The following is a 26,518-nucleotide window of genomic DNA, read 5'->3' on the forward strand; positions in this document are numbered from 1 at the left end:
TATCCCAAATATCTATTAATCTCTCATTATATAAGGATCTATCGGTCATACGGGCGTATTTTCCGAAAAGTGGGGGTGTGTGATGTGAGTTAAGGAGAGGTCAGGAGAGGGGGTGCTGACCTGTTACGAAAAAACACTTCATTGAGCGATATTGTGTCCTTATCCTGGAACTGGCATTATTCTGCTTTGCCTGGAAGGCTTTTATGATCGGTGATACCACCCGTCTTCTCGTTGTTATTGCCTCGATGCTTCTTATCCTTCTCCCCTCACTTTCTGAGCGCCTTCTATCCATCAAGCTGCCGGATGGCACGAAAATGGCAGTTGCTATTGCCCTTCTGTTCCATGTTGCCGGAGGCATCAATCAATATTACTGGATTTATGCACCATATTATGACAAGATAGCTCATTGCATATCCGGTTTTGCCCTTGGTTTGGTATTATTCTCCTTCTTTCTCTATCTAGCCGGAAAAGGCATCCGGATGCCACTATCCAATGTATATGCAGGTATTATCCTGCTGGTATTCTGTTTTGGAGTGTTCTGGGAGATAATTGAATTATCAATCGATGCTCTGATTGGATCGACCTATAATCTCGGGGTCGTTGACACCTTTTTTGATATGGCTGGCAATACCCTTGGCTCCCTCGGTGCAGTATTCTATGCCAAATATGTTATGCAATCTATGCCTTCTAACATATAAGTCATCAACTCATGAACAATAATCCAATATTTTTGGTAATTCTAAAAATAAAGGAAGCCTCAGCCGTGATTTGAACACGGGACCTGCTGATTACAAGTCAGCCGCTATGCCGGGCTAAGCCACTGAGGCACTTTAAACTCAATGAGCATAACAGACGGTGACGGAAGCAACATCTCCAACACAATCGCCTTGAAATGCTTATAACAATACGCTTGCCTCATTAAAAAGGTCTTCGGAAGGGGGTCCCCTCCCCTCCCCTCTGTATCCCTCTCACCGGGTATGGAGTGCCCCTTCGATCACCAGTATAGTCCGATCACCGAGAAGGTAAGGATCGAGAGGATAAAGGCAAGAATCAGCATTCCGAGGCTTAAAGGTGGAATAAAGATCAGCATGGCATTGACGGTGCTTGCAAACTGTGCGATCCGTTGAGAGCCAAAGATGGTTATGCCCTCGCACCATGTTGTCGCAGATGCAGCCCTGGCAGGTGAAAGATCTTCTAATGCTTCCAGAACAGCTGCTCTGACATGCGGAACAATCTCAGATGCAGGGATTGAAAGGCCGATTGGATTTTTCCCGCTAACTGTATTGACGACATGGGTATCAGTTGTCATAATCTCCGATTCATCAACCAGATCAACAATTGCGCGGCGGATCTCCTCTCTCACTCCATGGTGGATATTATTGCCATCAAAGAGAATATAGGCAGTTTTCGTGGTACCAACCATCATTACTAGCACCTGGATACCAAGATCGCCAAACCCGTCCTCTCTACCAAACGGCAGCTGGTGATGACAGATCCCAACAGCAATCGGCAGAAGTGATGCAGCGGCAGCCTCTTCCATAGCGGCAAGTGCTGCCCGATAATATTCGATTCCGAGCGGGGTTGCCGGCAGTACCGGTGAAGAAACATCAGTCATGCAGTTGTGGGCATCAATAAAGACGACATCACGGAACCAGCGATGCCCTTCGGCCATGATCGCCATCCCGATATTAAAATCGATATCCTCGGTCTTTTCAGGTGAACGGGTGGAGATCATCAGTATAGAGTCTGAGAACCGCTGTGTCAGGATCTCAACACTTCCATACCGTTTTCGGATTGGCGTGCTCCCGCCTTCAGAAAATGTCAGGCTCCTCCGGGACTTTTCAAGTGACTCGATGATAACTTCGGCTTCAGACTCTGAAACCAGGTTGAAGTCATGGGTGGCACATCCATGTGCAACGAACATTTCGGCATCAAACCTGTCGTGGATAATTTTCGGGAGATTTGCGCTCCCAATCTCACCCATTGGTCCTGGATGGATATTTGGTACAGTGAGGACTGCCATCTTCTTATCATAACGCGAAAAGATCAGGCTGGATTGTGGGACTGTCACTTCCTCGCCGATATCCCGGAAGAAATCCTCCATGGTCTTTGATCCATCTGTCATGTGGGCAATGAAGGCATTCAGGAAACTCAGTCCGGAGATGCCAAATGATCGTTTCAGTGGACGATCAATGAGCCATATGAATATCGAGCTACCTATACCGAAGATGATCAAAAGGCCGCCTGCCCACAGGAAGAACTCCCCCCCAAAATAGTAATACCCTGCACACAGGCCAGTAAGACTCTGGAGTGCCGCAGGAATGATCATTCTCCTGAGCCGGTAATCTGCAACAGCAACAAGGACAAGCATCCTGAGCGAGAGGATCATGCCAAGACCGGTTGCATAGGTGATTGGGAGATAGAATCCCGAATCTGCACCTATTGCAGCAAAAGCGGTCGTGATCACCCCTATAACAACTGATGCCAGGGCAAGAAGCCCGGATCTGTTCCAGGTCAGTGTCTTTCCAGACAGGAGGATACTTTGCCGGGTCAGATAAAAAGCAACCAGTGCAGGCAGAGAAAAGCCAATAGATCCAAAGAACCAGATTGGCTCTTTTGCCTGTATCAGTGCAATGTCGATGAGAAAACCAAGAATGACAATGAGAAGCAGAGATCGTGGCCAGGATGGGGCAGTAAAGATGAATCTCGATAGCCGCTCAATCCTGACATCGCCCCCTGTTGTCATGGTTACCACAATCCGTTCAGGATCAATTCGCTCCGGCCAGCATTAATTCTGCGATTCTCTTCACTCCACCGGATTGGAGCGCTGTAAAATGGGGCGTTCAGCGCTAGCGTCTCGTACTCGCCCCCTTCCCCGGCGATATGTATCCTGTTTCTGCGTGAGAGCTGCTTGAGTCTCTCTACCAGTTTGGCATCGATGTGGGCGCCAAGTATATCTTCAGTCAGGCCGTCTGCTGCACAGACCACGATGATGGCATCGAGGCGACGGACCACTTCGTCCATGATCCATTCAGGATCCTTTTGCCAGAGTGGGGAGAAGACATGTAGACTCAGGCTCCGGGCAATCTCACTGACCCGTTCGTACTGGTATGCAGACTCAATCGCACCAGCGATAATCCCATCAATCCTGAGTTCTGACAATCCTCTTTTGAGATCGATAAGCTCCTCTTCTTTGCGTCCGTGTGTTTGTATCTCGACATACTCCATTCCACCCCGTTCTGCGATCAGATGGACCGCATCCAGGTTCGATGAATGGAACATATACGAATCCGGGTTTTCTGGCCTGACACAGACAATATATCCAACTTCAAGCCCCTCATCAAGGGCTAGCTGGATTGCGAGGATGGAGTCCTTCCCTCCTGATGTCAGAGCGGCATACACTGGTTCCATCACCCGAAGTATTTCCGCAGCCGCTCCTGCATCTGATCCCAGCTCGGAAGGTTCGTCTGGCAGCCAACCCTCTCAATTACAAAAGAAGAACAGACCGTTCCGATACGGCAGCAATCTGTAAGCGGCATCTGTTTCTGGTAGGCTGTCAGGAACCCGGCCCGATACGCATCGCCTGCACCGGTTGGGTCAACCAGCGTCACCGGGACTGATGGGATCACCGTGAGCACTCCATCTTCATAGAGCCTGCTCCCGTCTTTTCCCTGGGTGAAGATAGCAACTGGCACCCGTCCTGAAAGCTCTTCTTCAGTGTGTTTCAGTACTCCTGCCATGATCTCCGCTTCATACCGGTTTGCAAAGAGGATATCGATCGAATCAAGCAGCTGTTCAAACTGCTCGGCACTATATTTGTGGATATCCTGTCCGGGATCAAATGAGGCAAAACCCGCACGCTCAGCAACTTTCACATTATATGACGGATCGGCTGTTGCCATATGTACAAAGTCAAAGGCAGGTGGATCGGCTTTTGTGAATGCTTCAGATGCCCCCCATTCAAAGAAGGTGATCTGATCTTCTTTTGTATCGGTGAACATGCAGGCAAGCGGTGTGTGCGCTTCCTCCTCAATGTAGAAGAACCTGCCCACCTGGTGCGAATCCAGCCATCTGTCATACTCCGTTCCTGCAAAGTCTCCTCCCACAGCGGAGACGAGCGTAGACTCTCCGCCAAGTACTGCAATGCCGACGGCGATATTTGCTGCCCCGCCGCCGAAGAATATCTGGTGATCAAGGATCTGTGTCGAGGTGTTTGCATCCGGCAGATGAGGGACACGGAAGATATGGTCTGTCGCCGTATGGCCGACGACATGAATCATATCTCGATCACTTCCACTACCTGGAGTGGAATCTCCCTGAGTGCCTTTCCAATTGTTGCCTTGGCTATCCTCTCAGCATGCTGCTCTGACTCTGCCTTGAAGACTTTCATATCCAGTGTCAGGCCGACAAGTGCTGTATTTGCCACCATCAGCGCATTATTCAGTTCTTCTTCACAATTTGGGCATGATGTGGCCCCGATCTCAACCTCGACAAATTTTGCCGTCGGATTGAGCCGCTTTCCAGCCTCGCTGATGGCAATACCGATCGCATCGTCAACGGTTTTGACGTCTTTTACGATCCATGCCGATTCCAGTGTTACGTGATAATCTGCCATATTTATCCATCTCCAACTTACCAGTAATCCTCATGCATGTGTTCGTGTATGGGCATCCTTTCTGGTGATGCCGCCTGCTCCTTCCCCTCTCCGATCAGGAGTATCACAACCGGCCGGACATGCGGCGGGATGCCGAGGATCTCTTTCATCTCTTCCTCGTCAAACGCCCCGATCCAGCAGGTGGCACGCCTCAATACGTGTGCAGCGAGCATCATATAGGTTCCTGCGATAGTTGCATCCTGAACCGCATATAATATCCCGCGCTCCCCGTACCGTGACATAGATCTGACATAGTTTGCGCAGATGACAAAGGCTGTCCCCGCCCCACCAATAAAGTCCTGGCTAAATGCTGCATCTGCTATGGCTTCAAGGAGATCCTCCTGCCTGCAGATGATCACATCCCATGCCTCCCGGTTGCCTGCAGTCGGGCAGGTTGAAGCAGCCCTGAGGATATACTCAACCTCTTCCCTCGCTATCTGCTCGCCCGTATAACTCCTGACAGAGCCGCGGGATTGTAGAAAACCAAGAAATTCAGAGGATTCCATGTGAATGAAGCACTTCCCAGGATTCCTGGGCAGCTGTTGTTGCGGCAGAAACGCCTTCGCCTGCCCGCTCGGTAGCAAGACCGAACTGGCTGCTCTCGGCAAGGCTGATCATCTCGGACAGAGAATGAACCACCTTTCCAAATGCCGTAATCCCGGTTGCCGCGGATGCCGTCTGTGCATCCGCACGCAGCTCGTCCATGACGGCAATCAACATTCTGCGTGCACCCGGTCGCTCTTCTTTTGGATAATCCGGCAGTGTCATCAGCATCTTTGAGACCGAGATGATCCCGGTCTTCAGACGTTCAGCATACTGCCAGGAGAGAACTGCATTCCTGACATCCATATGGATATACAAGAGGCAAAAGAATATAAAAAGATAGGTAGTCTTCGATTACCGCCTGGATTTCTGTTTGGCGCCCATCATCGTCTTCTTCGAGCGGCGGATGTGGCGGCGGACACGTGGGTCGACAACATGTCCTCCCCGGCGTCCCCCTCCCCGGCCCTGCTGCTGGGCATTTGCCATCTTCTGCTCAAGCTTCTTGACGATGGTGTGTCTCTTAAATCTCTGGTTCGGCCCTGGCTTCTTCGCCTCACCACTTTTTTGAGGAACAAGTCTGATCTGTCCCTGGTTTCCTTTTACCTGGTGCCAGTTTATACTGCCTGTCTTTCCCATATGAAACTCCTTATAACTACTGTTTGGCTTTTTGATAAAGATATCTTTTTTAGATCATCTTCTTGATCGACTGCTTGAGAACATCTGCAACAATCTGCCCGTCTATCCTGCCACGGACTTCTTTCATCACAATACCCATCACCGGTCCAAGCGCGGCCATCCCCCGTTCGCTGATGAAATCTTTTCGCTCGGCAACAATCCCATCGATCAGGCTTTCAAGGTCATCAACAGAGAATGTCGGCCCTACAGACTGAATTGCCTCTTCAAGTGGTGCACCCCCGGCCAGGGTGCGGAGGATCTCAGGCACTGCCTCTTTTGCAACTTCTCCATGACCAACGCGGGTGAGGAGTTCAATGATGCTTTCGTCAGGCACCTCCCCGCAGTCCACGCCATCGCGGGATAGCTCCCGTATGGTAGAGATGAGTGTCCGTGCAGCTAATGAGGGTTTAATTCCGGCTGTAATCGCCTTTTCAAAGGTTAAAAGCCGGTCTGAGTACGCGATGTGTCGGGCGAGCGCGCTATCAATGCCAAGTTCGCTGCTAAATCGTGCCGCAATGTCGGTCAGCAGTTCAGGAAGCTCGATTGCATCCATCATCTCACGGCTGATCTCAACAGGCAGCACATCCGTCTCCGGGTACATTCGTGCTGCTCCCGGTAACGGACGCATATACGCCGAGTTCCCTTCAGGGAGCATCTTCCTGGTCTCTTCAGGCACCCCGACAAATGCCATCCCGGCACGCCTGAGTGCAAGCCTGATTGCACATGAAGCCTGCTCTTCTGTTCCAGAGACGAGGATAACACAGTCTCCTTCATTCGCACCTGTCCGCTTTCGAAGGCCAGCCACCTCTTCTTCGGTTACCCCATAGGCAGGCAGCTCATCGGTATGGAATATACCGCCGACACCGCACTTCTTTGCATAATCCGACATCTCGCTTCCAAGGCGGCGTCCTGGCTGGATCTCCCTTCCGACAATCCCGGCAAATCCTTTTAACACGCAAGCCATGATGCAGGGAGCCTTCTTCAGCACCTTTGATTGCGTCGAAGCGAAGAGATCGGAGACGTTGATCCCATCATCGGGCACTTCTGCACCACGGCTGAGCAGTTCTTCCCTGATCGCAAGCAGGTTCACCTGCCGCAGCACCTCACGGGAGACTACCTCGGGGATCAGATCGAGTTCCTGTACTCCTTTAATCTCAACGCGGGCACCGTCCCTTATGGAAATATTCACATCCTGCCGGATAGTTCCGATGCCGCGTTTAACCCTTCTGGTTGATCTGAGGATCATTCCTATATATTCTGCGGTTTTCTTCACCTCTTCAGGTGTATGCATGCAGGGGGCGGTTGTGATCTCAACAAGTGGTATTCCAAGGCGGTCGAGTGAGAATGTGTTGCCAGTCACCCTCTGGGCAGCTTCCTCTTCAAGGCAGATCGATTCGATCCGGCAGTCCCCGCCGGCAACTCCGTTCATCGCAACGAGTGCCGTCCTCTGGAATCCGGTGGTGTTCGATCCGTCGATAACCATCTTCCGCATCACATGAACCTGTGGAATCGGTTTCATCGAGAGGAGCTTTGCAATAGTGAGCGTAATCAGAAGGGCTTCTGGATTCAAAGGCGTCGGCGGCTCGTCATCATTCTCGACAAGGCAGGTGGTGTCATACGTATAGTACGAGAAGAGGCGCATTTGCTTCATCTCTTCTTCTGCTGCACGATCTATGATTCCCATCTCAGATACCGTCGCCCTCAGGTATCTCCGGATCTCACCGTTCCTCTCTTCAATATTCCTGAGTGAGGTAGGGCACCGGCAGAAGAGTTTCTCGATAGTATCAAGCTGCTGGTGGATCTCAATCCCGGCCATCAGGCCAAGCGCCTCATAATCCATATGCCGACCTCCTTACAATCTCACCTTTCTGGCTCTCCTGCATCAGCTTCCGGATCTCACCGGGCTCATCTGTCTGCCCAAGCACCCACATCAGTTTTACAAGCGCAGTCTCGGGGAGCATATCCTCTCCTTCGATGACACCGGCCCTGAGAAGGTCGCGGCCCGTATCATAGACCCTGTCGCATACACGGCCGCTCAGGCATTGTGTCGTCATCACAACCGTTGTCTGGTTGCGCACAAGTTGGCGTATTCCATCCATTAGGGTGGTTCCGACATGGCCGAGCCCTGTTCCGGCGATGACAACCCCGCGATATGATGCATATGAATCAAGGATTGCGGGATCCATACCTGGATAATAGGAGAAGAGCGCACATCTCTCCTCCATTGTATCATTGAGGACTGGTTCCTGTGCCCCTCTCTGAATAGCATGGGGGGCTGGAGAGACTGCAAGTTCCGGATATGTGATTGTTGCGATAGGTTCAGTCCCGATGCTCTGAAAGGCATCCCGGCGTGAGGTATGCATCTTTCTGACTCTTGTTGCACGGTGCAGCGCACAGAAATCATCATGTTCTGTTCCATGCATGCAGATGGCAACCTCCCCGAGATCGGCTGAGGCAGCTGCTGCACTGCAGAGTGCATTCATCGCATTATCGCTGCTTGGGCGATCGGCTGACCGCTGTGATCCAACAAAGATTACAGGGACCGGTGTATCGAGCATAAAACTCACTGCAGATGCTGAATATGCCATCGTGTCGGTTCCATGGGTGATGATCACTCCACGGACGCCTGCTTCGATCTCAGCATATATGGTGCGGGCAAGCTCAATCCACATGGAGGGCTTCATATTCTCAGATAGAATTGAGAACGGCTGGCGTGTCCGGTACTGCCCGACTGAAGCCATCCGGGGTATTGCACGGATGATCTCCTCAGCCGTCGATCTGCTTGTCACCGCGCCTGTCCGATAGTCGACACGGGATGCGATCGTTCCTCCGGTAGATATGATCGAAAGCTCCGGTAATGTGGAATCCTGTATGATCAAAGGTTCTTCCGCCTTCCTCTCCTGAGCATCCCCGATGAATCTCACATCTGTTGGAGGCAGGCCGATATTATAGCCAGATGAAAGTTTCAGAACAGCCATGCCATCCCGCTCGGTAATATAAATTGCTTCTACCGTCTCTCCGCCCAGAGTACATGATACCAGATCCCCGGTTTTCATGCTTCAGTCAGCCCCTTTATCATCTGAATGAGCTCTTCTTCTGCATCCTTTGTTGCGTTCTTTCGCATCGTTATCATCTCATTATGTTTTTTCAGGAGACCTGAGCGTAATCGGATTGCATACACAATCGCTTCTTCTGCAGGTCCTCCGGCAACCCTTTTCGCGGCAACCACGAGTGTGGGATCGAGTGCCTTTCGAATGCGATCCTCCGTCAGTCCCCTTTCTTTGAGCGAGATGCCTGCGATCTCTTTGCCTGCTTCTTCGATTGTAGAAAGGGTGATCTCTCCAGAGCGGACAGCTCGCCCGACGATATTGTGCGCAGTCCGAAAAGGCAGTCCAAAATCACGAACAAGGGTGTCTGCAAGCTCAGTTGCTGTTGAAAACCCCCTTTCGCTTTCACGATACATCTTTTCTTTGTCGAATACTGCCGTCTGCACCATCCCGGCAAGAATCTCCATGCTTGCGGCGGTATGGGAGATTCCATTCCAGAGGTGGGGTGTCAGCGTCTGGAGATCGCGGTTATAGCTCATGGGGAGCCCTTTCATGCAGATGAGTGCGGACTGGAATGCCCCTGCGACCGTTCCGGCATGTCCGCGCATAATCTCGGCACAATCCGGGTTCTTCTTTTGCGGCATGATTGAACTGGTAGAGCAGTAGATGTCATCCAGCTCGACAAAACCGACAAATGCGCTGCTCCAGAGTATCAGCTCCTCACAGAGCCTGCTCGCATTTGCCATCATGATAGTGAGGGCAGAGAGCACCTCCAGTGCAAAATCCCTCCCGGACACCGCATCCATTGAGTTGCCGAGGATACAATCAAACCCAAGTAACCTTCTCGTCATCTCCCGGTCAATGGGAAAACCTGTCGAGGCAAAGGCAGCGGAACCGAGTGGTGAACGGTTGACTCGTGTATATGTGTCAAAGAGCCGCTCGGCATCTCGTGAAAATGCCTCTTCATAGGCGAGAAGGTGATGGGCGAGTGTTGTCGGCTGTGCATGCTGAAGATGCGTAAAACCTGGCATCACAGTTTTGGCATGCCCATCTGCGAGATCGATCAGGATCTTCCTGAGAGAGGATACTGATCCAAGGATCTCAAGTATATCCTCTCGCACCCTGATCCTGAGGCAGGTTGCCACCTCGTCATTTCGTGAACGTGCAAGGTGGAGCCGTCCTCCGGCATCGATTCCGGCTTCTGCTATCAACTCTCCCTCTATCCCTGCATGGATGTCTTCAAAACGCTCATCATATGCCTCCCCGGGGATGCCATCAGTATACATCCTGAGGAGGGCACCAGCGAGGAGTTTCGCATGCTCTGCCGGGATCAGCCCCTGCTGCTTCAGCATAGCAAGGTGGGCCATATCCACCCTGAGATCCGGAGAGGCGATTCTCCGATCCGCATCCATTGATGAGAGATACCTGGCTATGAAAGCATTCCGGTTGCCAGAGAGCCTCCCCTCCCGTATCTGGTCGTGTCGCATCCTCTTCCTCTCTGTTATGATGGTACCTGAAAACTGATTATCTCTTCGTAGAAAGCTTTTCGTTTATGTTACTGGTATTCTGGACGTCTCACTCAGATAGAATCATTTTCTGTAGAAAATAATTGGATATATTATCTTATATGTCCAAATTACAATCCAATAGATTATATAGTCTACCTCTCCACTCCTACACATGAATGCTAAGTTGTTAGCGTCTATAGTAGCTCTTCTTGCACTTGCACTCCTTGTGGCAGGTTGCGTATCAGAAGAAGTACCGGCAACTCCTCCTGAGGATGTACAGGGAGAAGTGGGTATCATGTATACAGCAGTTGGGCAGATGCCGATGCTTCTCTCGACCGGGCAGGTGGATGGCTTCATGGTATGGCAGCCTCTTGTATCTGTAGCGACAGTCTCAGGAATCGGGACTGTGGTCAGTTACTCCCAGGACCTTCCTCCGGCAGGTACCTGGAACGATCATACCTGCTGTGCGCTCTCTGCACGTGAAGACTTTATTGCAGAAAATACTGATGTTGCAAATGCTATCGCAGCGCTCTTCATTCTTGCCGGAGACTATGTCCGTGATAATCCGGAACGGACTGCCGAGATCTCTGCCAACTGGCTGTACGGCGGTGCAGACATGACATTTGGTGATGTCACGATCAGCTCCCATGATGTACTGAAAGACTCGATCCCAACGATCAGGTTTACAACAGCACACTCTCCCGAATGGCTCAAGAGCAATGATGAATTCATTCTTGCGCTCAAGGATATCGGTTACCTGACCGGAACGCTTAAGGATGCCTCGAATGAAGAGATCCGGGATATGCTCTTTGACTTTACCTCTTATGAAGCGGGACGGGCAATGGTTGATGCAGGTGAGATTATGACTCCTGCAAAGCTTACAGAGCCGATATCACTCGGGTATCTCCCCTCCGATCATGATGCCCCCCTCTTTGTTGCTGTCAAGGAGTGGCGTTACTTCAATGACGAATTCGGTATTGCCCTGAAACCGAGGGCTGATGTCCCCGGCAAAGTGGAAGTTGCGGATCTAATCGTTAATGGCGTCACTGTCGCCGAGGTGAAGCTTGTACTCGGCGAGGGTGGAGCTCCGCTGATGACGCTCATGTCGACTGACGCGATCCAGATGGCATATGCCGGGACTCCGCCTGCGATTACAGCCATCGACAAGGGAACGCCTATTAAGATCCTCTTCCCAACACAGACGGAAGGATCAGGCTTCGTCGTTGCAGCATCTGCACCGGTCACTGACTGGGACTCATTCATCACATGGGTTGGAAAACGGTCAGCAGAAGGAAAACCAGTTACGATCGCCGCACCGGCCAGAGGCTCGATCCAGGATGTGCAGATAAAATATGCACTTCAGGATAGCGGTGTGGTGGTGAAAGAAGTCTGATGAAATGGTATCTGAAGATTATTCCTCTCCTTTTTATTCTCGTTGCATGGGAGATTGTATCGGTTATATTGAATAATCCGTTCATTCTTCCAGAACCTGCATCTGTAGCTGCTGTCCTCATGAAACCAACTGCGGATATCCTTGGAAGCGGGAGCATTCTTGAAAACTCCCGCCTCTCCATCTGGCGTGTGGCTCTTGGATTTGGGCTTGCAGTGGCTTGCGCGGTACCCGCGGGGATTATTATCGGGCGATATCAGATCATCGAAGATCTGGTGAACCCGATCATCCAGCTATTCCGCCCGATACCTCCGCTTGCATGGGTTCCTCTTGCGCTGGCCTGGTTTAAAATCGGTCTCCCTTCTATGGTCTTCATCATCTTCATCGGGTCGTTCTTCCCTATTCTAATCAATAGTATCGATGGTGTGCGGAGAGTGAACCGGACATGGATCGAGACTGCGTCGATCTATGGGGCAAAAGGATGGAAACTCCTTGTATATGTAATCCTTCCGGCAGCAGCTCCTGCCATCTGGACCGGTCTTCGGGTTGGGTTTGGGGTTGCCTGGATGTGTGTGGTTGCAGCAGAGATGCTCCCCGGCACCACCTCGGGCATCGGGTACCTGATCATGTACTCGTATAACTGGGGGCAGGTGCAGGTGATCATTGCCGGTATGATCATCATCGGCATCATCGGGATCGGTGTTGACATCCTCTTCCGTGCAGTTGAGAAACGGAAGTTCCAGTGGCAGGAGATGAACAGATGACGGTTGTTTTGAAAAATGTCGGCAAAATATTTGCCGCGCGCCAGAAAGAGCCACTCACTGCCATTGATGATATATCTGCCAGTATCTCAAGAGGCGAGTTTCTCTGTATCCTAGGTCCATCCGGCTGCGGAAAGACGACGCTTCTCCGGATGATCGGCGGCCTTGACCATCCTACCTCAGGGGAGATTATCGTTGAAGGAACGCCTGTAACAGGACCCGATCCCCGGCTTGCAATGATCTTCCAGGAATATTCGCTCTATCCCTGGCGCACTGTCCGTGCAAATGTGGGCTTTGGGCTTCAGATGCGGGGGATTGCAGTTCCTGAGCGTGAAGAGATCGTCAATCGGTTTATCAGGCTCGTTGGCCTGGAAGGGTTTGGTGATAGTTATCCTTATGAATTATCTGGCGGAATGCGCCAGCGGGTTGCTGTCGCACGGGCGCTCGCCACCGATCCCGCTGTCCTGCTGATGGATGAACCATTTGGCGCCCTTGATGCACAGACCCGGAACCGGATGCAGAAAGAGCTCCTCCTGATCTGGGAGAAGACGAAAAAAACGGTGATCTTTGTAACTCACAGCGTGGATGAAGCGGTCTATCTGGCCGATCGGATCATTGTGCTCTCGCCTCGTCCGGGCCAGATAGCCGGAACCTATGATGTCGACATCCCCCGGCCGCGTGACCGGACCAGTATTGAGTTTGCGACTCTCCGCCGGGATGTGCTTGAACTGATCGACCGGCTTGACGAACGCCAATAACTTTTATACCTTATACCATCCATTTTATTAAGCATATTTTCATAGCGAGGAGTTTTTTACATGGTACGAAAGCCAGCAAAGATGTACAGAGCCATCTCAAAGAAGGCATATACACGCAGGAAATATATGGGTGGTGTCCCGGGCCTGAAGGTTGTCCAGTTTGATATGGGAAACCTCCAGGATGAGTTTCCGGTTTCCCTCCACCTTGAGGTAAAAGAGGCATGCCAGATACGCCATACAGCACTTGAAGCTGCCCGTGTCAACATGAACCGAAGACTGATGAAGGAAGTGGGCAGGAGCAACTTCCACCTGAAACTCCGTGTCTACCCGCACCATGTGCTCAGGGAGAACAAACAGGCAACCGGCGCAGGTGCAGACCGTGTCTCGGAAGGAATGCGGCTTGCATTTGGCAAAGCTGTCGGGACCGCTGCCCGGGTTCAGGAGAAACAGCGTGTCTTCACCATCTGGACATCCCCACAGTATGTTGAAAAAGCAAAATATGCGCTTCTTCATGGCGGGCACAAGCTTCCGACACCTGTCAGTGTTGTTATTGAAGAGTAAACAAAACCTTCTATACCTTTTTTTCTCTGGGTTTTCACGAGTTTTATCATCTTTGCCGTCTAAATAGCGGTATGCATGCCCGTGAATATCAGATACTCAGAGAAGCTGTGTCGGAGGCTACCCATGCCTGTATCCATGAGGCTGAGGTTTGTCTCCCCCCTGACGTGAAGGCTGCAATTGATGCTGCATACGAGTCAGAAAGCGATCCGGTTGCACGGGGGGAACTCGCTAATATCCGAGCCAATATCCGGGAGGCTGAGAGGCTTGATATCCCTCTCTGTCAGGATACCGGCATTGCAGTAATCTATCTGACAGTACCTCATAGCTGCCCCCTGCATGAAAGGGATCTTATAGATGCCGTCTATGACGGTGTCAGGCGGGCAACCCACTCCGTCCCTCTCAGGCCAAATGCGGTTGAACCGGTTTTGCGCCAGAACAGCGGTGATAATACCGGTGTTGGAATCCCTCCAATTCATATCAGTGAAGGCCCGGATCTCACTGTTACAGCCCTTCCGAAAGGGGCAGGATCAGAGAATGTGTCCCGGATCGGGATGCTCCTCCCATCGCAATCAGGGGAAATACCGGCATTCATCGTCGAAACGGTGTTGATGGCGGGAGGGCGTCCATGCCCGCCTGTTGTTGTCGGGGTTGGGATCGGTGGGACCTTCGATCTGGCTGCCTCTCTGGCAAAAGAGGCACTCCTCCTTCCGATAGATACAATGGACGAATATGAAAGAGAGATCCTCAATGCGATAAACAGCCTTGGGATCGGTCCGATGGGGCTTGGTGGAAGTACAACTGCTCTTGCCGTGAAGGTGAAAAAAGCCCACTGCCATACCGCATCGCTCCCGGTTGCCGTCAATATCCAGTGCTGGGCATGCAGGCGGGCGACACGGAAGGTGAGTGTATGAAGATTAGAACTCCGCTCGGGGATGAGATCCTCACGCTCAGGGCAGGAGACTCTGTCCTCCTCTCTGGCACCATCTATACGGCACGGGACGAGGCACACCTGAAGATGATGAAAGATGGAATTCCATTTGATCCGGAGGGGGCTGTGATCTATCATTGCGGGCCGGTTATACAGGAGAACCGTATCGTAGCTGCAGGGCCAACGACATCTGCACGGATGAACAGGCTGACTGTTTTTCTCATCGACGCAGGTATCCGCTGCCTGATCGGAAAAGGTGGTATGGGTAAGGAAGTTTCCGACTCCCTCAGGGGTCGTGCCGTCTATCTCGCATTTACAGGAGGCTGTGCCGCCCTTGCGGCATCCCATATGAAGCTCACCGGCGTCTTCTATCCGGAACTTGGTATGGCTGAGGCGATCTGGGTGATTGAGGTTACCGATCTCCCGCTTGTGGTCGGGATTGATGCAGATGGCGGCGATCTCTTCTCGCGGGTGGATGCAGAAGCACGAAGACGATACCTGGCATGGAAGCAGGGAGTAGAAGTATGATGATTGAATTGATACGCAAGAGCTTATTGAATAACCACACCATTCTATATACGAGGGTTTCCATTGCATGAAACTGGTTATCGATGATACACGGTGTAAAGGATGTAACCTCTGCGTGATGGTCTGTCCGTATCATATATTTCAGGAAGGGCGAACATCTAACAGGCGCGGTATCTTTGTGCCAGAGCTTGATCGGCCGGAGCGATGCACAAACTGTCGTCTTCAACCGCTTTACCAGCGCCGTCTCTGCGGAGTATGCCAGATGATATGCCCCGATCAGGCGATCAGCTGGTTACATGAGGCACCCTTTGAACCTCATAAGGTGGTGATTGAATATTGACACGCGTCAGCTTTATGCAGGGAAATGATGCCTGTGCAGAAGGTGCAATAGCGGCTGGCTGCCGTTTCTTTGCCGGGTACCCGATCACTCCGTCATCTGAAGTTGCTGAACAGATGGCGCGCAAACTCCCAAAAGTTGGAGGTACATTCATCCAGATGGAGGATGAGATCGCGAGCATGGCTGCTATCATTGGAGGAGCATGGACCGGTGTCCGATCGATGACTGCAACAAGCGGCCCCGGTTTCTCTCTGATGATGGAGAATATCGGGTATGCAGCATTCACCGAAACCCCCTGCGTTATTATTAATATCCAGCGTGGAGGTCCTTCAACCGGTCAGCCAACGATGGCTGCACAGGGTGATATGCTTCAGGCAAGGTTTGGATCCCATGGTGATTACAGCGTAATTGCTCTTGCTCCTTCAACTGTTCAGGAGCTGTTCGATCTCACGGTAAAGGGATTCAACCTCGCAGATCGGTTCCGGGTTCCTGCCTTCCTGATGTCCGATGAGATCATCGGCCATCTCCGGGAGCGGGTAGAGTTCCCCGATGAGGTTGAGTGTATTCCTCCAAAACCGATCCGGGAGGGTATGCTTCCATTTGAGCCTGAAGACGATCTTGTACCTGGATTTACCCCGTTTGGGAAAGGCCACCGTGTTCATGTCACCGGTCTGACTCATAACGAGAAAGGATATCCTGCATCCACCGATCCCGATCTCCACGAGAAACTTGTAATGCGGCTTGTTGAGAAGGTGGAACGAGCCCGCCATGAGATAGCAGATTATGATATCGTCAATCCTGACGCCGAGATAGTCTTTATATCCTATGGTGCGCCGACACGGGCTGTCAGGCAGGCATTTCTGGATGCCCCTGAGAAGTCCTATGGGCATCTAAATCTCAGGATCGTCTGGCCCTTCCCTGAAGATCTTTTAAAGAAATTCAAAAATGCACGTGTATTTCTGGTTCCGGAGATGAATCTCGGACAGATTGCACGGGAGATTCAGCGGCATGTCGATCAGCCCGTTATACCGATTCCGAGGCTTGGAGGCGAGCTCCACATCCCGGCATATCTTTTGAAATGTGCGGAGGAGCAGGAATGAGTGTTGAAGACTGGTACAGGGTGGATCGCCTTCCCCATATCTTCTGTGCAGGGTGCGGTAACGGAACCATCATCAACTGCACCCTTGAGGCTGTCGAATCGCTTGGATGGAAGATCGACGAGACCATATTTGTATCCGGGATCGGCTGCTCGTCACGTGCGCCAGGATATATATCGACCGACTCACTCCATACCACCCATGGCAGGGCTCTCCCCTTTGCCACAGGTGTGAAGATGGCAAAACCAAATTTCAATGTAGTTGTTTTCACCGGTGATGGTGATCTCTCGGCAATTGGAGGGAACCATTTCATCCACGCCTGCCGCAGGAATATCGATATCACCGTCATCTGCATGAACAATCAGATCTATGGGATGACAGGAGGCCAGGGGAGCCCATGTACGCCCAAGGGTGCTCTCTCGACAACCACACCATATGGAATGGACGAAAACCCCTTTGATCTCTGCGAACTGGCAACCGCTGCCGGAGCGAACTATGTTGCACGCTGGACATCGTACCATGTGAAAGAGTTGAACCAGGCGATCACCTTCGGCCTTCAGAAACCTGGTCTCTCCTTTATTGAGGTGCTTGTCCAGTGCCCGACAAATTACGGGAGACGGAACAAGCTCCGTGATGTGCAGTCGATGATATCAGCAATGAAGGATCATGCCCTCCTCAAGGAGAAACGTGACCGCCTGCTTGCAGAAGGAAAACCTATTCCGGATGGTATGTTCGTCGTCGGAACGCTGACAGATCGGAATCGCCCGGCTCTTGGGGTGAAACAATGAAATATGATGTATTATTCTCGGGATTCGGCGGACAGGGGATCATCCTGTCCGCCGTTGTCCTCGGTCGTGCAGCAGCGATGTACGATGGGAAATACGCCGTCCAGTCCCAGAGCTATGGGCCTGAGGCGCGGGGCGGTGCATCCTCAAGTACTGTGATCATCAGCGACGATCCGATCCAGTACCCAAAAGTCCTCGAACCGACTGTCTATGTGATCATGTCTGAAGCAGGCTTTCAGAAGTTTGGCGCAGGAGCACCGAAGTCTGCCCTGATGCTGATAGACTCGGGGCTTGTCCAGTCGCGTCCGCAGTGCAGGTGTATTGAGATACCCGCAACCATGAAGGCAAAAGAGGTACTTGGCAAACCGATCGTCGCCAATATTGTCATGCTCGGGGCGCTTGTCTCTGTAACCGGGATCGTTGGTTTCGAAGCGATGGAGAAAGCGGTTCTTGACAGCGTTCCAAAAGGCACCGAAGAGCTTAACATAAGGGCGCTTGAGCTTGGGCAGGATATCGCACAGAAAGGAGGAGATGCATGAAACTGCTTGAATATGAAGCGAAAAAGGTATTTTCAACATATAAAATCCCAATTCCGGCAAGTACCCTGATCACCAGTGTCGGTGAGGCAGCAGATGCCTGTAAAAAAATCGGCGGATCGGTAGTACTGAAAGCACAGGTCGATGTTGGGGGGAGAGGTAAAGCTGGCGGTATCCTGATGGCAACAGCTGATGATGCTGAAACCGTTGCCAATGATCTCTTTACCAGGAAGATCAAAGACCTGACCGTAAAGGAGGTGCTTGTTGAAGAGCGTCTCTCTATTCAGAAAGAATATTTCGTCTCAATAGCAATTGACCGGAGCAGCCGGTCTCCTGTGATTCTCTTTGCTGAAGCCGGGGGTGTTGAGATCGAGGCAACCGCCGGGGAGAGACCTGATGCGGTCAGAAGCGCCCGTGTATCGCCACTATTTGATGAGGTTCCAGGTTTTATCCTGAGGTATCTAACACGTGGATGCGAAAAGGAGATCATCCCTGTTATATCTGCTCTCTATCGTGCCTTCCGTGAAAAAGATGCACTTCTTGCTGAGATCAATCCGCTTGTCATCACTCCGTCAGGTGTTATTGCAGCCGATGCAAAACTAATAATCGATGATAACGCACTTGCCAGGCAGGGGATCACCGAGAACCGTGACCTGACCGAACGCGAGGCAGAGGCCGAGGCACATGGCTTCTCATATGTCGAGCTGAACGGGTCGATCGGAGTCATCGGCAATGGTGCGGGCCTCACAATGGCAACCCTTGATCTTATTGCCCATCATAAGGGTGCTGCAGCAAACTTCCTCGATGTCGGGGGTGGTGCAGGATCTGAGCGGGTTATGTATGCTGTACGGCTGGTTGCGTCGGTTCCTGATGTGAAGGTGATAATCGTCAATCTTCTCGGCGGGATCACCCGGTGTGATGAGGTTGCCCGAGGAATAATTGCAGCAGGTGTCTCCCAGCAGGTGATCGTCCGGCTAGCCGGAACAAACGAGGCAGAAGGGCGTGCTCTCCTTGAGGGTGCAGGGTACAGGATGCTTGATACGATGGAAGCAGCAGTTGCTGCTGCTGTTCTGGAGGCATCATCATGATCTACTGTGATAAACAAACACGGATCCTTGTGCAGGGTGCAACCGGAAACCAGGGTGCCTTCCATATCGATCTGATGAACCGGTATGCACAATCTGTCAGCGGTGCGGGCGTGGTTGCCGGAGTGACTCCGGGGAAAGGCGGCAGGGAGGTCCATGGTGTCCCGGTTTATGATACCGTCCGTGAAGCGGTTGCCATACATGATACCGAGGCATCAGTCATCTTCGTTCCGGCGGGTGCTGCGGCAGACTCTATCATGGAGGCAGCTGATGCCGGGATTAAGACGATTGTTACGATCACCGAGCATATACCTGTACATGATGTGATGCGTGCTATCGCCTATGCCCGATCCTGCGGTTCAGCTGTCATCGGGCCAAATTGTCCGGGATTGCTCTCTCCCGGCGAATGCAGGCTTGGCATCATGCCATCCCCTCTCTTCATGCGGGGGCCGGTTGGGGTGATATCACGGAGCGGTACGCTCACCTATGAGGTTGTGGATGAACTCACCCGGGCCGGGATCGGGCAGAGCACGGTTGTTGGGATCGGAGGTGATCCTGTGATTGGCGAGACCTTTGTTGATTGTATCCGGAGATTCAGCGAAGATTCTTATACAAAGGCTGTTATCCTTATCGGTGAGGTCGGCGGCGCCCTTGAGATAGATGGTGCAGAAGCCGCACTCTCACTGGATCTCCCGATTGTTGCGTACATTGCAGGTGTCTCTGCACCTAAGGAGAAACGGATGGGTCATGCCGGTGCAATCATCGAAGGTGGTGAAGGGGATGCGGCATCGAAGATCGAACGTTTGAAGGCGATGGGGGTCACGGTTGCAACACGCCCCTCAGAACTTCCGGCATATATCAGCACCCTGTTATGAGCATAAGTAAAGAAGAAGTGTTAATGGCAGCAGCCGCGGATCTTGCACGTTCAGTGGATGCAATAGCGATACTATCATTCCTTGACTCCATGCCGATGGAGACGGATATCCCTGTCATCTGGGTAAAGGAGCACCAGCCGGATCTGATGATTAAAAAGAGTATGCAGGAGCTCCTCCTCTTCTGTGAGCATCACATACTGGATGCAGTTGTTCAGTATCATCTCAGAACCGAGGTGTCTCAGGGGAAGATCATCGGAGTATTTCCATTTGCAATTCTTATCTATGATGTAGGGGAGGGGCGGGACTACCTCGATCTTGCTAGTTATGCCGATATTGTCACTCCTGACATCCTCCACTCCGCGCTTGCACTTGCCCTTGAGATTGCACATGAAGGAAGGGAGGGTAGAAACATCGGAACCGCTTTTATTATTGGCGACGGCTCATCACTGCTTGCCCGATCACATCAGGCAATCCTCAATCCCTATGCAGGCCACCCCCTCTCTGTCTGTGATATCAGGAACCGGGAAAACTGGGAGAGTGTCAAAGAATTTGCTCAGCTTGATGGCGTCTTCATCATCACAAAAGATGGATACATCACTGCTGCCGGCAGATATATCGATGCGGATTCACGAGGAGTGAGCCTGCCATCGGGGCTTGGGGGGCGGCATATGGCGACTGCTGCGATTACCCGGGAGATTCCTGCTGTCGGGATCACCGTGTCCGAGAGCGGCGGTCTTGTCCGGGTTTTCCGGGACGGCGTATGCAGGCTCACGCTGAGGTCTGAGGTGGCGCTGACCAGATGAACACTGTTAAATCAAATCCGGTCTTTTTTATGTACTAATAGTATTCGATTGAGGGTCCTCATGAAACGCACTATAAACGTCGAATCACTGCGGCAGATGCCGATTGAAGAACAGGCTATTGAACTCGTCGAACGCAAATGCATCGGGCACCCGGACAGTATTGCTGATGGTGTGGCAGAGGCAATCAGCCGTGCGCTCTGCTGTGAATATGAAGATCAGTGCGATGCTGTCCTCCACCACAACACCGATCAGGGTGAAGTTGTTGCGGGGGCCTCACTACCATCATTTGGGGGGGGTAAGATTGTCCGTCCGATTTACCTGCTCCTGACGGGAAGAGCAACAAAATGTTTCGAGGGGAAGGTTATTCCAACCGATGCAACAGCAGTTGAGGCAGCGAGGGATTACCTCAAAGAGACCCTTCCTACCCTGAATATGGAACGGGATATTATTGTTGACTGCCGTATGGGTGACGGATCAACCGATCTCTGTGATGTCTTCAGAACATGCGGAGGTAATACAGTACCCCGTGCAAACGACACTTCATTTGGTGTCGGACATGCACCATTTTCTGAAGTTGAACAGATTATCCTTGCTATGGATGAGGAGATCAGCACACGCCTTCGTCCGAAAAATCCGATTATCGGCTATGATCTCAAGATTATGGGTCTTCGCCATGGAGATCAGATGACTTACACCATCGCCTCGGCGATGGTTGACCGGTACTGCTCATCCATCGATGATTACGTCGAGGCAACCGAGTTCATGAAGGAAGAACTTACTACTCTTGCCAGACGCTTTACTCAGCGGAAAGTCTCTGTTGAAGTGAACACTGCAGATGATATCAAGAATGAGAGTCTTTTTTTGACTGTCAACGGTACTTCTGCCGAGATGGGAGACGATGGTTCTGTCGGGCGAGGAAACCGTGTGAATGGCCTGATCACCCCGAACCGGCCGATGAGTATGGAAGCTGCAAGCGGAAAGAACCCGATCAATCATATCGGCAAGATCTACAATCTCCTATCAACGGAGATCGCACAGGAGGCATGTGGAAAAGTTGATGGTATTACCGAGATGTATGTCCGTCTCCTCTCCCAGATCGGACATCCGATCGATTATCCTCTGGTTGCGAGCGTCCAGATCATCCCCGAAACGGGAGCGGATTTTGGCAGCATCTCCCGTGACGTAGAAGAGATCGTCAATAACCGGCTTGCGAATATTTCAACTATCACCGAGAGGGTCATAAAAGGTGAGCTCAAGACCTTCTGATCTGATTCGTCTGGCAATCCCGAATAAAGGAAGGATAGCAGAACCGATTGCCGCTCTCATCGAGAAGAGCGGGCTTCATATCAATACCGCAGGGGATCGACGGCTGATCGCGAAAACGGTCGATCCTCATGTGGAGATCCTCTATGTCCGCCCAATCGATATTCCTGAATATGTTGCACAGGGTGTTGCCGATATCGGAATCACCGGTCTTGATATGGTGGCAGAACGCGGATCAGATGTTCTTGAACTGCTTGATCTGAAGATTGGGCATGCACGTCTTGTTGCAGCAGTTCCTGAAGATTCGGGATGCCTGGATATTGGGGATCTTGCAGGGGGCAGGATTGCGACCGAGTTTCCGGGTATCACCCGTTCTTATTTTCGAGAACATGGTGTTGATATTTCTATCGTCTCTGTTTCAGGAGCCTGCGAGGCAGCACCCCAGCTTGGCATAGCAGATGCAATCGTGGATCTGACCAGCTCCGGGACCACGCTCAAAACAAACCACCTCAGGATCGTTGCAGATGTTTTTGAAAGCTCCACCTGGCTTATTGCAAACAAAGTATCTTTCAGTGGGCATCGGGAGAAGATCGATGAGATCGTTCTTGCACTAGAGAGTGTGATCCGGGCAAAAGGCCAGTGCTACCTGATGATGAATGTCAGCCGGGATCGCCTTGATGAGGTGAGATCAATCCTTCCTGGCCTATCCGGCCCTACTGTGATGGAGGTTGCCTCTGATCAGAACCTGGTTGCGGTTCATGTGGTCGTCTCTGAAGAGCGGGTTTACCAGCTGATTAACATGGTGAAGCGTGCCGGTGCAAAGGATATTCTGGTGATGGATGTCCAGCGAATGATTCCGTGATTATTATGGAGATTTTTCCTGCTGTAGATATCCTCGGGGGAAGATGTGTCCAGCTAGTCCAGGGCAGGAGGGAAACTGCTCATGCATATGGCCCTCCGCTCTCCTCCGCTCTCAGATGGATTGATGAGGGTGCAACAGCACTGCATATCGTCAATCTCGATGGCGCTTTTGGAAGTGCGGGAGCCAATGTGGAGATTATCCGCGAGCTCATCAGGGAGACAGATGTCTTTCTCCAACTTGGAGGTGGTATACGAACCGAGTCGGATGCAGCCGGATGGCTTGCACTGGGCATCGAGCGTGTCATTATCGGAACGGCAGCAGCAGAAGATCCATCTATTGTCAGGCGGCTTTCAGAGGAACATGGAAGCGATCGGATCATGGCTGGGGTGGATGCCCGTGGCGGAGAGATCGCCATCCATGGGTGGGAGAAGACTGCCGGTGATGCTTCTGCCTGGGCAGAACGGTTTGAAGAGGAGGGTGCAGGTTCCCTCCTTTTCACCAATGTCGATGTGGAAGGGCTGTGTAAGGGAATCGCCGTTGATCCGATACAAAGGGTTATGAATGCGGTAAACTGCCCTGTAGTCGTCTCTGGGGGGGTCTCAAGTATAACAGATTTGAGAATACTTCGGGAACTGGGTGTGGCAGGGGCTGTTCTCGGATCAGCTCTCTATAATGGGATGCTCTCGTTCCCTGTGGTTATGGAGGCGATGAAATGAGACGGTCAGATGTTAATCGTGAGACGAAAGAAACGCGAATAACAATCAGCTTTGATCCCGATGGCGGATCCCAGCGGATCCATACGACAATTCCTTTCCTGGATCATATGCTCGATTCATTTGGGAGGCATGGGCGATTTGGCCTTATGGTATCGGCAGAAGGCGATACTCAGATAGATCCCCATCATACTGTTGAAGATGTGGGAATTGTCCTTGGGATGGCGATCAAAGAGTCGATCGGAGATGGCAGGGGGATAAACCGGTTTGCAGATGCTGTCATACCGATGGACGAGGCCCGTGCAGAGGTGGCGCTTGATTGCGGCGGACGGGGTTATCTCGTCTTTGAAGGTGCATTTGCAGGCAGGGAGACCGGGGGCATTCCAAATGATCTCTTTGAACATTTCTTCTCCTCACTTGTTCACCAGGCAGGTATCACTGCCCATATCAGGTTTTGCGGGAGATCAGATCACCATATCTGTGAATCAATCTTCAAGGCGTTTGGGATTACCCTGCAAGAGGCATTAAAGAAGAGTGATGACGAATCAGGTATTCGAAGTACAAAAGGTCGTTTTTAATTGAAAAGAGGGGAGTTTCAAGCCTCGCTCTTTGCAGCGAGTTCGATGTCTTCCTCTTTGATCGTCTTTCTGCCAGCGTGAAGGGCGTACTGGTTTGCCTTCTTGGTGAGTTCGGCGATGTATGCTTCTGCTTTGGCAACAAGTGCCTCTGCTGCATCACTGCCGACGCGTTCTGCACCATTCTTCTTTGCAATTCTTACTACAGCTGCAATTGGTAGGTCTGCCATGTAATTACCACCATTGAAAGAGTATATTGTTAAATATTTATAGCTTTCGTATATTCCGCCCTTTTTTCCCTTCCAATTACCTGTTTCTCGATGGTGAAGGGTTATTGATAATTTGAGCCTTTTGTTGAAAAATAAGAGTAATTTAGCCTTTTATTTGATATCTGTGTTCATATGGGATTTATTTGTTTTTTACCAACGATGCAGCGAGCCGGAGGGCATTCCCGTAATTAACAGATGCGCGCGAAGTATCGACGAACGTTACATCGATATTTACGACAGGTGCGCCATGTGATCCTCCCAAACCGAGAAGGACGAGTGTCCTGAAGATGAGATTGCCGGAGATACCATCCGGGGCAATCACGATACCGTACTTCCGGGCAGCGTCCTCAATCAGGATCTCTGAATGAACTCCTCCGGTAAGCCTTGCAAGCAGCTCTGCCTCTGCGAGGCTTCGATCGACATTCACATTTCTCCCGATATCTCCGAGACGGCCCCCCGAAAGGATTCCGATCGTTGTGTCGATCCCGATCCGTTCTGCGAGTTCCTGAGCATTCCTGGCAAGCTTCAATTTATCTCCGATGGTCCACCCCTCATCAATTCCTACCGGAGTGAGCAGAAACTTCCTCTTCTTGGGTGTTTCGAGCACTGCAATCCGCTCAAGATGGTTGACTGAGGCAGCCTCACGGAGATACCTGAGTGTGGTTCCGGATGGAAGCGTCCCCCGGACCGCTCCGTCGATTGTTCCACTCAGAAGGGCGTCGATAAGCGCTTTTGCAGGATCTGGTGATATGTGGTACTGGAGGCCATCGCCGGCACTCACATGTGTCCCATCCGGCGCATAGATTACGACGAAAATCTCGTCTGATACAGCTTCCCGGGCTGCCTCTACGACTTTGTTGATATCTTCAAAAGCCCCTATTCCGATTTTTCTCATAATGACTGGCACCAGTCTCTGGATCCCAGAATTCCGTCAAGAGAGAAGTCAAAGACCTCTGAGCTATTTCCCTGATAGGTGATGGTGAGTTCTTTTGTTGTGTTGATGGTTCCGATGACCCGGGCTGCCATTCCTACATCACGAAACAGCCTGCATACCTCATCGACATGGTTCTGGTTCGCAGTCAGTATAAAGCCCATTCCGGGGTACATGCGTACCCAGTGTTCGAATGTAATCCCGTGTGCTGCAAGATCCGGCATCGGTATTGCATGGAGATCAATGACCGCTCCCTTTCTGCTTACCTCAAGGAGCATCCCAAGGGTCCCGATGATGCCGGGATTCGATATATCCTTGGCTGAAGTAACAAGATGCCCCTCTCCAAGTGTTTTCATCACTTTTACCTGTGCTCTGAGGGTTGCTCCGTCTTTCATCGTAACAGAGTCCCAGTTCATTGCACAGGATGGATGGACGCGCCCATTGAGGTCGATGGCCGCAATCACCGCATCGCCATCTTCTGCTCTGTCACTGTAAATGATCGAATCCAGGGTTGCAGATCCGAGAACCGCGACATCAATCACATTATATGGGGTATGTGGATGGAGATGCCCGCCGACGATCGGTACGCCAAAGCGGCTCGCTGCATCTGCCATTCCCCGTGTCACCTCATGCATCAGTTCCTCGTCAGTAAAGGAGAGGATATCAACAAGGGCGAGGGCATCACCTCCCATTGCAGCAATATCGTGAATGTTCACGAGGACAGCGCAGAAACCCGACCAGTATGGATCTGCCTCCATCAGTTTGTTCCAGATACCATCTGCGGCAAGGAGGAGGGCATCATCTCCTTTACGGATGACGGCTGCATCCTCACCAAACGATGCCACAACATCCGGAGAATCAAGATGTAGAGAGCGGATTATCTCGCCGATAGCATGTTTTCTGGTCACGCCCTCGTATTCCCTCACCGCAGTTGCTACTGATTGACTGGAGCAGTTCTTCACCACAATAAACACCAATATCGATTGCAACTATATTTTTGCCTCATCTGAGATAATGTATTTGTTCTGCGTATT

At 51.5% G+C, this 26,518-nt stretch carries 31 protein-coding genes and 1 tRNA gene; 18 read left to right on the top strand and 14 right to left on the bottom strand.

Going from position 1 to position 26,518, the window contains the following annotated elements; translation table 11 throughout:
- The first annotated feature begins 170 nt into the window (after positions 1-170).
- Positions 171-698 carry a DUF2238 domain-containing protein gene (locus FTO68_RS07885; protein ID WP_497529828.1) on the top strand — a complete coding sequence of 176 codons (528 nt, stop codon included), beginning with the start codon at positions 171-173 and terminating at the stop codon, positions 696-698.
- A gap of 55 nt (positions 699-753) precedes the next feature.
- Here the strand turns inward: FTO68_RS07885 and FTO68_RS07890 are convergent.
- The 11 genes from FTO68_RS07890 to argH all read right to left on the bottom strand — a co-directional run bounded on the left by FTO68_RS07890 (position 754) and on the right by argH (position 10,406).
- Positions 754-827, bottom strand: a tRNA-Thr gene (locus tag FTO68_RS07890).
- A 167-nt stretch (positions 828-994) separates the two neighbouring features.
- Positions 995-2,746, bottom strand: coding sequence for a DUF2070 family protein (locus tag FTO68_RS07895; protein ID WP_255332845.1), 1,752 nt, complete (start codon positions 2,744-2,746; stop codon positions 995-997).
- Between the two features lie 2 nt (positions 2,747-2,748).
- Positions 2,749-3,411: a diphthine--ammonia ligase gene (locus FTO68_RS07900; protein WP_255332846.1), complete on the bottom strand. Its 663-nt coding sequence runs from the start codon at positions 3,409-3,411 to the stop codon at positions 2,749-2,751.
- On the bottom strand, positions 3,411-4,280 hold the full coding sequence (locus FTO68_RS07905) for a carbohydrate kinase family protein (protein WP_255332847.1): 870 nt from the start codon (positions 4,278-4,280) through the stop codon (positions 3,411-3,413). The genes FTO68_RS07900 and FTO68_RS07905 overlap by 1 nt, the downstream gene beginning before the upstream one ends.
- Positions 4,277-4,615, bottom strand: a complete 339-nt coding sequence (locus FTO68_RS07910) for a DUF555 domain-containing protein (protein ID WP_255332848.1) — start codon at positions 4,613-4,615, stop codon at positions 4,277-4,279. The genes FTO68_RS07905 and FTO68_RS07910 overlap by 4 nt, the downstream gene beginning before the upstream one ends.
- A gap of 17 nt (positions 4,616-4,632) precedes the next feature.
- Positions 4,633-5,160 carry a nitroreductase family protein gene (locus tag FTO68_RS07915; RefSeq protein WP_255332849.1) on the bottom strand — a complete coding sequence of 176 codons (528 nt, stop codon included), beginning with the start codon at positions 5,158-5,160 and terminating at the stop codon, positions 4,633-4,635.
- Entirely contained in the window at positions 5,147-5,503 is a 357-nt protein-coding gene (locus FTO68_RS07920) for a hypothetical protein (RefSeq protein WP_255332850.1), read from the bottom strand. Before FTO68_RS07920 ends, FTO68_RS07915 begins: the two co-directional genes overlap by 14 nt.
- Before the next feature lie 48 nt (positions 5,504-5,551).
- Positions 5,552-5,833 (bottom strand): DUF5350 domain-containing protein, encoded by a 282-nt coding sequence (locus FTO68_RS07925; protein WP_255332852.1) that lies wholly within the window; start codon positions 5,831-5,833, stop codon positions 5,552-5,554.
- A gap of 49 nt (positions 5,834-5,882) precedes the next feature.
- Entirely contained in the window at positions 5,883-7,712 is a 1,830-nt protein-coding gene (gene gatE / locus FTO68_RS07930; protein ID WP_255332853.1) for a Glu-tRNA(Gln) amidotransferase subunit GatE, read from the bottom strand.
- A complete protein-coding gene (gene gatD / locus FTO68_RS07935; protein ID WP_255332854.1) occupies positions 7,702-8,928 on the bottom strand; it encodes a Glu-tRNA(Gln) amidotransferase subunit GatD in 1,227 nt (408 codons plus the stop codon). Before gatD ends, gatE begins: the two co-directional genes overlap by 11 nt.
- A complete protein-coding gene (argH, locus tag FTO68_RS07940) occupies positions 8,925-10,406 on the bottom strand; it encodes an argininosuccinate lyase (RefSeq protein WP_255332855.1) in 1,482 nt (493 codons plus the stop codon). Before argH ends, gatD begins: the two co-directional genes overlap by 4 nt.
- 193 nt (positions 10,407-10,599) lie before the next feature.
- Between argH and FTO68_RS07945 the strand changes: the two genes are divergently transcribed.
- The 17 genes from FTO68_RS07945 to hisB all read left to right on the top strand — a co-directional run bounded on the left by FTO68_RS07945 (position 10,600) and on the right by hisB (position 24,287).
- Positions 10,600-11,820 (top strand): ABC transporter substrate-binding protein, encoded by a 1,221-nt coding sequence (locus FTO68_RS07945; RefSeq protein ID WP_255332856.1) that lies wholly within the window; start codon positions 10,600-10,602, stop codon positions 11,818-11,820.
- A complete protein-coding gene (locus FTO68_RS07950; protein WP_255332857.1) occupies positions 11,820-12,581 on the top strand; it encodes an ABC transporter permease in 762 nt (253 codons plus the stop codon). Before FTO68_RS07945 ends, FTO68_RS07950 begins: the two co-directional genes overlap by 1 nt.
- A complete protein-coding gene (locus FTO68_RS07955) occupies positions 12,578-13,336 on the top strand; it encodes an ABC transporter ATP-binding protein (protein WP_255332858.1) in 759 nt (252 codons plus the stop codon). The genes FTO68_RS07950 and FTO68_RS07955 overlap by 4 nt, the downstream gene beginning before the upstream one ends.
- A 60-nt stretch (positions 13,337-13,396) precedes the next feature.
- Entirely contained in the window at positions 13,397-13,897 is a 501-nt protein-coding gene (locus tag FTO68_RS07960) for a 50S ribosomal protein L16 (protein ID WP_255332859.1), read from the top strand.
- A 71-nt stretch (positions 13,898-13,968) separates the two neighbouring features.
- On the top strand, positions 13,969-14,808 hold the full coding sequence (locus tag FTO68_RS07965; protein ID WP_255332860.1) for a fumarate hydratase: 840 nt from the start codon (positions 13,969-13,971) through the stop codon (positions 14,806-14,808).
- The gene (locus FTO68_RS07970) at positions 14,805-15,353 is read left to right on the top strand and encodes a FumA C-terminus/TtdB family hydratase beta subunit (protein ID WP_255332861.1); all 549 of its coding nucleotides are present in this window, start codon (positions 14,805-14,807) and stop codon (positions 15,351-15,353) included. The genes FTO68_RS07965 and FTO68_RS07970 overlap by 4 nt, the downstream gene beginning before the upstream one ends.
- Positions 15,354-15,420: 67 nt before the next feature.
- Entirely contained in the window at positions 15,421-15,693 is a 273-nt protein-coding gene (locus FTO68_RS07975) for a 4Fe-4S dicluster domain-containing protein (protein ID WP_255332862.1), read from the top strand.
- Entirely contained in the window at positions 15,690-16,790 is a 1,101-nt protein-coding gene (locus FTO68_RS07980; protein ID WP_255332863.1) for a 2-oxoacid:acceptor oxidoreductase subunit alpha, read from the top strand. The genes FTO68_RS07975 and FTO68_RS07980 overlap by 4 nt, the downstream gene beginning before the upstream one ends.
- Entirely contained in the window at positions 16,787-17,575 is a 789-nt protein-coding gene (locus FTO68_RS07985; protein ID WP_255332864.1) for a thiamine pyrophosphate-dependent enzyme, read from the top strand. Before FTO68_RS07980 ends, FTO68_RS07985 begins: the two co-directional genes overlap by 4 nt.
- Positions 17,572-18,111, top strand: a complete 540-nt coding sequence (locus tag FTO68_RS07990; protein ID WP_255332865.1) for a 2-oxoacid:acceptor oxidoreductase family protein — start codon at positions 17,572-17,574, stop codon at positions 18,109-18,111. The genes FTO68_RS07985 and FTO68_RS07990 overlap by 4 nt, the downstream gene beginning before the upstream one ends.
- Complete coding sequence (locus tag FTO68_RS07995; protein ID WP_255332866.1) at positions 18,108-19,196, top strand: succinate--CoA ligase subunit beta; 1,089 nt, start codon at positions 18,108-18,110, stop codon at positions 19,194-19,196. Before FTO68_RS07990 ends, FTO68_RS07995 begins: the two co-directional genes overlap by 4 nt.
- A complete protein-coding gene (gene sucD, locus FTO68_RS08000; RefSeq protein ID WP_255332867.1) occupies positions 19,193-20,068 on the top strand; it encodes a succinate--CoA ligase subunit alpha in 876 nt (291 codons plus the stop codon). Before FTO68_RS07995 ends, sucD begins: the two co-directional genes overlap by 4 nt.
- Before the next feature lie 23 nt (positions 20,069-20,091).
- On the top strand, positions 20,092-20,871 hold the full coding sequence (locus FTO68_RS08005; protein WP_255332868.1) for a DNA integrity scanning protein DisA nucleotide-binding domain protein: 780 nt from the start codon (positions 20,092-20,094) through the stop codon (positions 20,869-20,871).
- A 60-nt stretch (positions 20,872-20,931) separates the two neighbouring features.
- Positions 20,932-22,137 carry a methionine adenosyltransferase gene (locus FTO68_RS08010; protein WP_255332870.1) on the top strand — a complete coding sequence of 402 codons (1,206 nt, stop codon included), beginning with the start codon at positions 20,932-20,934 and terminating at the stop codon, positions 22,135-22,137.
- A complete protein-coding gene (gene hisG / locus FTO68_RS08015) occupies positions 22,118-22,996 on the top strand; it encodes an ATP phosphoribosyltransferase (protein ID WP_255332871.1) in 879 nt (292 codons plus the stop codon). The genes FTO68_RS08010 and hisG overlap by 20 nt, the downstream gene beginning before the upstream one ends.
- A gap of 5 nt (positions 22,997-23,001) precedes the next feature.
- Positions 23,002-23,712, top strand: coding sequence for a 1-(5-phosphoribosyl)-5-[(5-phosphoribosylamino)methylideneamino]imidazole-4-carboxamide isomerase (gene hisA, locus FTO68_RS08020; RefSeq protein ID WP_255332872.1), 711 nt, complete (start codon positions 23,002-23,004; stop codon positions 23,710-23,712).
- Positions 23,709-24,287 carry an imidazoleglycerol-phosphate dehydratase HisB gene (gene hisB, locus FTO68_RS08025; protein WP_255332873.1) on the top strand — a complete coding sequence of 193 codons (579 nt, stop codon included), beginning with the start codon at positions 23,709-23,711 and terminating at the stop codon, positions 24,285-24,287. Before hisA ends, hisB begins: the two co-directional genes overlap by 4 nt.
- Positions 24,288-24,304: 17 nt before the next feature.
- Here the strand turns inward: hisB and FTO68_RS08030 are convergent, their stop codons facing one another.
- From FTO68_RS08030 to FTO68_RS08040, 3 genes are all read right to left on the bottom strand, one after another.
- Positions 24,305-24,514, bottom strand: coding sequence for a histone family protein (locus FTO68_RS08030; protein WP_255332874.1), 210 nt, complete (start codon positions 24,512-24,514; stop codon positions 24,305-24,307).
- A 178-nt stretch (positions 24,515-24,692) separates the two neighbouring features.
- Positions 24,693-25,448 (bottom strand): methanogenesis marker protein Mmp4/MtxX, encoded by a 756-nt coding sequence (gene mtxX / locus FTO68_RS08035; protein WP_255332875.1) that lies wholly within the window; start codon positions 25,446-25,448, stop codon positions 24,693-24,695.
- On the bottom strand, positions 25,445-26,449 hold the full coding sequence (locus tag FTO68_RS08040; protein ID WP_255332910.1) for a methanogenesis marker 2 protein: 1,005 nt from the start codon (positions 26,447-26,449) through the stop codon (positions 25,445-25,447). Before FTO68_RS08040 ends, mtxX begins: the two co-directional genes overlap by 4 nt.
- Between the last annotated feature and the right edge of the window lie 69 nt (positions 26,450-26,518).

This window comes from Methanocalculus taiwanensis, from assembly GCF_024372745.1.
In the GTDB taxonomy this organism is placed as follows: domain Archaea; phylum Halobacteriota; class Methanomicrobia; order Methanomicrobiales; family Methanocorpusculaceae; genus Methanocalculus; species Methanocalculus taiwanensis.